General features: G+C 47.5%; 7 protein-coding genes. 6 read left to right on the top strand and 1 reads right to left on the bottom strand.

Annotation, left to right across the window (positions count from 1 at the left end; translation table 11 throughout):
* The 6 genes from KNP98_RS14785 to KNP98_RS14760 all read left to right on the top strand — a co-directional run.
* Window positions 1-86, top strand: an 86-nt coding sequence (locus KNP98_RS14785) for a cold-shock protein (RefSeq protein WP_214771847.1), incomplete at its 5' end; no start/stop codon positions are given.
* 200 nt (window positions 87-286) lie between these two features.
* On the top strand, window positions 287-487 hold the full coding sequence (locus KNP98_RS14780) for a cold-shock protein (RefSeq protein WP_029330387.1): 201 nt from the start codon (window positions 287-289) through the stop codon (window positions 485-487).
* 82 nt (window positions 488-569) lie between these two features.
* Window positions 570-953, top strand: a complete 384-nt coding sequence (locus tag KNP98_RS14775) for a nuclear transport factor 2 family protein (RefSeq protein WP_088837232.1) — start codon at window positions 570-572, stop codon at window positions 951-953.
* A 358-nt stretch (window positions 954-1,311) separates the two neighbouring features.
* Complete coding sequence (gene serC, locus KNP98_RS14770) at window positions 1,312-2,376, top strand: 3-phosphoserine/phosphohydroxythreonine transaminase (protein ID WP_214801782.1); 1,065 nt, start codon at window positions 1,312-1,314, stop codon at window positions 2,374-2,376.
* Window positions 2,377-3,534 (top strand): phosphoglycerate dehydrogenase, encoded by a 1,158-nt coding sequence (locus KNP98_RS14765; RefSeq protein WP_214812157.1) that lies wholly within the window; start codon window positions 2,377-2,379, stop codon window positions 3,532-3,534.
* A 12-nt stretch (window positions 3,535-3,546) separates the two neighbouring features.
* Window positions 3,547-4,755, top strand: a complete 1,209-nt coding sequence (locus KNP98_RS14760) for a DUF1015 domain-containing protein (protein ID WP_214812155.1) — start codon at window positions 3,547-3,549, stop codon at window positions 4,753-4,755.
* A gap of 43 nt (window positions 4,756-4,798) precedes the next feature.
* Here KNP98_RS14760 and KNP98_RS14755 read toward each other — a convergent pair whose 3' ends face one another.
* A complete protein-coding gene (locus KNP98_RS14755; protein ID WP_214765265.1) occupies window positions 4,799-6,580 on the bottom strand; it encodes a glycoside hydrolase family 13 protein in 1,782 nt (593 codons plus the stop codon).
* Between the last annotated feature and the right edge of the window lie 21 nt (window positions 6,581-6,601).

Here is a 6,601-nt window from a genome sequence, read left to right as displayed (position 1 = left end):
AATCACTTGACGAAGGTCAAGAGGTTTCTTTCGAAGTTGAAGAAGGCCAACGCGGACCGCAAGCAACTAACGTTACTAAACTTTAATTTCCTTAGAGGATTTGCTGATGCAAATCCTCTTTTTTTATTTTTTTTGAAATTACCCTTTCTTTCTTCCGGTGAGCATGGTATATTATTAAGTAATTATTGTTGTTCGGTGGAGATACAAAGTTTACGCTTTAACTCGATGAAATTGATCACGGTAGTAATAATCAGTGTGACTCAGTCGCACGCAGGAGGCAACACACATGGAACAAGGTACAGTAAAATGGTTTAACGCAGAAAAAGGTTTTGGCTTCATCGAACGTGAAAGCGGCGACGACGTTTTCGTTCACTTCTCAGCTATCCAAACTGATGGCTTCAAATCACTTGACGAAGGTCAAGAGGTTTCTTTCGAAGTTGAAGAAGGCCAACGCGGACCGCAAGCAACTAACGTTACTAAACTTTAATTTTTTTAAGACCTTGCTGATGCAAGGTCTTTTTTTAATTTCATTCATGATAAACTTCATACGTATAGAAAGGAGAATTTCCATGCAACTCTCAACACAAGAACAACTGCAACATGTCTTACAAGCAAGACACGACCATTTGATGGCTGGAAACCGAGAAGCGATGAACGAACTTTTAACTCCTAGTTTCTCGTTCATCGATGGACTTGGACGACAATTCGACGCAGAAACTTATTTAGACCACTATGTTGACGTTGATTTGATAAAATGGGTTTCTTCTATAGATGAATCGATGACTGTCGAGCTTTTTGAGACGACTGCCTTGGTACAAACATTGACAGAAGACCAGTTTCAATATGGGACGACGTCTTATGTAGGACGTTTTCGTATCGTTTCTCTTTATCAACTGACGGACACAGGCTGGAAGTGGCATTTTTCGCAAGCGACGTCGCTTGATCAAAATTAAATGACATGGATCCACTCCTCTCATTTACTGCGATGACGATCAACGGCCTTAACAAGGAATGGCTCTCTCACTTTTTCTCGGGTGAGACAAAAGCCCGTTTCCCTGCTCACTATGGACAGGGAAACGGGCCTATTTGTATCTGACGGTGCGAGCTCTTCCGTTTTATTCTGTAAAAGCCGCGTAAAACCGGAACCGTCCGTCACTGCAATTGGTTTTGGAGCAACTTTTGAGTCAGCCTCTTTATTTATTCGAATTTCGTACTTGAAATCTATCTGAAAGCAATTTGAAAATCCGTTTTCATTCCGTTACACTGAAGTTGCATGTATTTTCTGAAAATTAACGAGAAAGAAGGAATTGGATGACTGTTTTTAACTTTTCCGCAGGTCCAGCCGTTTTACCTGAACCTGTCTTACGTAAAGCACAATCGGAATTATTGAATTATCGAGGGTCCCATCAGTCTGTCCTCGAGCTCAGTCATCGCTCCGCCCTATTCGAAGCAATCTTAGACGATGCAACGTCGCTCGTCCGCGAACTGCTTGAAGTGCCGTCAGACTATGATGTCTTGTTCTTACAGGGTGGCGCAACGCTCCAATTCTCTATGTTGCCACTGAACCTTGCGACGACTCATCGTGTCGACTTCATCGATACGGGCGGCTGGTCGCAAAAGGCGATTGCCGATGCTGCTCCTTATGCATCGACACGCATCATCGCCTCTTCCCGAGACGATCACTATCGGTCGATTCCGGCCGGTCCTTTTACTTCGGATGCCGATTATCTACACGTGACATGGAACAACACGCTTGAAGGGACGACTTTTCAGGAAGCTCCACGTGTCAACGTCCCGCTCGTCGCTGATTTTTCTTCATCAATTTTATCAGAACCGATTGATGTCAGCGCGTTCGACGTCATCTATGCAGGCGCCCAAAAAAACCTCGGTGCTGCCGGTATGACACTTGTCATCATCAAAAAAAGTTTAGTCGAGCAGACACCTTCTGCTCTCGGTTCATACTTACGTTATAACGTTCATGCGAAACACCATTCACTCTACAATACACCACCTACGTATAGTATTTATTTAACGAAACTCGTTCTCGAATGGATAAAACAAGAGGGCGGATTACAGACAATCACGGCACGCAACCGTGCTCAAGCCGCCTCGCTTTATGATGCGCTCGACCACTCCGACCTGTTTTCGAATCAAGTCGCTCACGCAGATCGAAGTTTGATGAACATCCCGTTTTCGACAGGACAACAAGCCTTAGACGATGCCTTTATCGCATACGCCGAACGACACGGCTTAGTGAACCTACAAGGACATCGTTCTGTCGGCGGTATGCGGGCTAGCCTTTATAACGCGATGCCGACCACTGGTGTCGAAGCTTTACTATCCGTCTTACGTAAATTTGAACAGGGGGAACGTTAAATGTACCAAATCCAGTTGTGGAATGATTTGTCTGAAAAAGGACTGAGTCGCTTTACGGACGATTACCACGTCCATCGCCAAGTTGAGGCACCAGATGCTTTCCTCGTTCGAAGCAAGGACTTACACGGGATGCAGTTCGCCGCCTCCTTGAAGGCGGTCGCCCGTGCTGGCGTCGGTGTCAATACGATCCCGCTCGACCAACTCGCAAATCGTGGGATCCCCGTCTTTTCGACGCCCGGTGCGAATGCGAATGCCGTTAAGGAACTCGTCATCGCCAGTCTTTTTTTAACAGCCCGAAAATTGATACCGAGTATCCTTTGGACGAATAATTTACGCGGACCAGACATCCCGGAACGGATCGAAGCCAACAAGCGGCAATTTGTCGGGACAGAGCTGTTAGGTAAACGAATCGGCATCGTTGGCCTCGGGGCAATCGGGGCAAATCTTGCTAATACGCTGCATGAGTTAGGGATGACCGTTTCCGGTTACGATCCGCATATGTCGATTGAATCCGCATGGCGGGTCTCAAATCAAATTCATCGGGTGACGAATCTTGAAGAACTTCTTGCGACGAGTGACTATGTCACGCTTCACCTTCCACTCGTCGATGCAACACATCACCTGCTCGATGAACGCTTGTTGTCGAAAGTCAAGCAAGGTGCGACGCTACTTAATTTTTCGCGTGGTGAGTTGATTGATGAAGCTGCACTCGCAACCGTCCTGAAATCTGGTCGCCTCGCGAACTATGTGACCGATTTCCCGAATGCCTTCATTTTATCATTACCGCGCGTCATCCCGTTGCCGCATATAGGGGCATCGACAGCTGAAGCGGAGGAAAATTGCGCCATCATGGCCGTCGATCAGCTAAAAACGTTTCTTGAGACCGGCAACATCCGTCATTCCGTCAACTTCCCGTCAGTCGAACTCGCCGATTCAGGTAAACGTCGCTTGACGATTGCCCATCAAAATATTCCGAACATGGTCGGTCAGATTGCTTCTGTCCTCGCGACGGAGCGTATTAACATCGCGAACATGATTAACGGTAGCAAAGGACCGATTGCCTATACGATCATCGACATCGATAACCATCTTGACGAAACGATTTCCTTGACACAGCTCGATGCGATTCCCGGCATCTTAAAAACGCGACTACTTTAAAGGAGTGATCTCATGCCAACATTCGAACCTTTCCAGGCACTACGACCACAAAGTAAATATGCAGAAACGTTCTCTTCGCTACCTTATGATGTCTTCAACCGGGCTGAAGGACGGGTCGAGGTACGCCGTCGCCCTTTATCCTTCCTTCGGATCGACAAAGCTGAAGTGACGCTACCTGATCTAATCGATGAGCACGACATGCGTGTTTATCAACAAGCTGCCCTCCACTTCAAGGATGCACGCGATAGTCAAATCCTAAAGCTTGACGAAGACGAATGCTATTACCTCTATCGTCTCCGTGATGGCGAACATATCCAAACAGGTTTTGTCGGTTGCGTGTCCGTAACTGATTACGACGACGGCTTCATCCGTAAACACGAATTTACGCGTCCTGATAAGGAGCGAGATCGCGTCCGTCAAATCGATGCGTTAGAGGCACATACCGGCCCCATCCTACTCGCCCATCAACCGGATGATGAACTCAATCGAATCGTTGCAGAACAGAGTACGAATGTCCCGCTCTATCAGTTCACCACCGAGGACGGGATTGAACATACAATCTTTAAAATTACAAATCGCTCTGACATGCTGACGATTGGGAGTCAGTTTGCTCGTCATGACGCACTGTACATCGCGGACGGACATCACCGGGCAGAAGCGGCATCAAAAGTTGCAAAATTACATCCGGACAACGAAGAGGCACAACTGTTCCTTGCTGTCTCCTTCTCAAGTGATCAATTAAAGATCATGGGGTATCATCGCGCTGTCGAAGATCTTTACGGACAATCGGTCGACGAATTACTCGAACGGATCAGTCAACGCTTCACCGTGACGGTTGGTCGTGCTGAGACGACGCAAAAACACCGGTTTGAGATGTATCTTAAGCAACAATGGTATACGCTCGATTACACGGCGCAACAGACGACTGTCAAAGACAATCTTGACGTCTCTATCCTTCAGCATGAACTTTTGACACCCTTTTTAGGGATTGAAGATCCTCGGACCGATGCACGGATTCAATTCGTCGGTGGCATCCGTGGGTATGCTGGACTAGAACAACTCGTTGATCACGGGACGATGGCAGTTGCCTTTCACTTACATCCGACCGACTTGACGGATTTGATGCAAGTCGCGGATGCAAATCAAGTCATGCCGCCAAAATCGACGTGGTTCGAACCAAAACTGCGTAGCGGTTTACTGATTCATCGCTTTTTCAGCTGACAATATAAAAGGATTGGCGCAAAAATTGCGCCAATCCTTTTTCTTATCCATTCTTTATTTGTAAGATCGTCCCATGGATTGGCCCTACGTTGATTTCACCAGCCCACTCTGTTCCGTCCAGTAAGTTGACTGCACGTCCTGAAAATTCGAACCGCGCTTCTTTCTCCCCATTGTTGATGAGGATGAGATAGTCCCCATGTGGTGAGGAGCGCCGGATAACGAACTGATTTTTTTCGTCATCGATTTGCTCAAAGACATACGATGCTTCATTCGCGAGCGCCGGATGGGCTTTTCGTAACGCAATCAATTCCGTTACGTAGCTAAGCAGTTCTGTGTCTTGTTTTTCTTGATCCCACTCCATACATTTCCGGTTTGCCGGATCCTGCCCACCGGTCATACCGATTTCATCACCATAATAGATGACAGGACTTCCCGTGAAGGTTAAGAGCGATAATAACAGCAGTCGCATCCGTTCCTTATCGCCACCCGCTCGTGTCAATGCACGTGGTGTGTCGTGAGAGCCAACTAAGTTAAACATCACCTCGTTGACGTTCATCGCGTTTCCGTTCAAGTTCCGGACGACGGCATCACTAAATTCAGAGGCTGTCGTTTCTCGCGTCGCAAAGAAGGTCAAGAACGCTTCCGTCAGTCCGTAGTTCATGACGGCATCAAATTGATCTCCAAACAACCACTCTTGCGAATCCGTCCAGCATTCTCCAACGATATAGGCTTCCGGATTTGCCATACGTACTTCTTTTCTGAAGTCACGCCAAAAGGCATGATCGACTTCACTCGCGACATCGAGCCGCCAGCCGTCAATTCCAAACTCTTCGACCCAGTATCGTCCGACTTTCAACAGATAGGCTTTGACATCTGCATTCGCCGTGTTCAACTTCGGCATGTTGGCTTCAAAAGCAAATACTTCATAGTTCGGCGGGTCCATCTCGATCGGAAACGAATCAATCATGAACCAATCGGCATATTCTGAATCAGCCCCCCGCTTGATGACATCTTGGAACGTCGGGTGGTCGACACTGACATGATTAAAGACGGCGTCGAGTAATACGCGAATCCCGTTCGCATGTAACAATTCGACCATCTCACGAAACCTCTCTTCCGTCCCGAATGCAGGATCGAGTTTCAAGTAGTCAAGCGTGTCGTACTTATGATTGGAGGGTGCAGCGAAAACCGGACAGAAATAAATCCCGTTGATCCCCAAGTTTTTCAAATAACCGATGTTGTCAATCACACCTTGAAAATCGCCACCAAAGTGATTCTCGTAAGCCGGTGCTTCCGACGCCCACGGGACCGTTCCTTGTCGGTCGTTCGTAACGTCTCCATTCGCAAACCGATCAGGGAAAATTTGATACCAGACCGTCTCTTTGACCCATGCCGGTGCATCGAATACGTCGACTGCATTGATGTACGGAACGGCAAAATAATAACCGGGATGGTCAAGCGGAATCTCGTCGTACCATCCCCGTTCCGTGTAGATTGCCGTTTCCTCAGCAGTCGACAACTCGAATCCATAACGGACGCGTCTTCGACTCGGTTTTATGGCGACGAACCAATAGTCGTGCGTCGCGTCAGCACCTGTCCGAATCATCGGTGTTTGTTGCGTTTTCCAAAACTTTTCTTTATCCGGATCAAAGTTCCAGTCCCGATCTTCTTCTCGTTCTGCATCCCATTCGTATGGATCGCCATGAATCAGTCGGATACGGTCGACATCCCCTTTTGCTGTCGTCAACCTGATATGGACTGTTTCTTGATCGTACTTGTAGACATATGGCGACATCGCCCGGTGAAAAACTGCCTGCTTATTAATGATCCGTCACCCCTTCAGAAT

The sequence above is a fragment of the Exiguobacterium sp. s127 genome (assembly GCF_018618695.1).
GTDB lineage: Bacteria > Bacillota > Bacilli > Exiguobacteriales > Exiguobacteriaceae > Exiguobacterium_A > Exiguobacterium_A oxidotolerans.
Note: the sequence above shows the minus strand (reverse complement) of the source record. Positions and strands in the feature narration are given on the sequence as shown.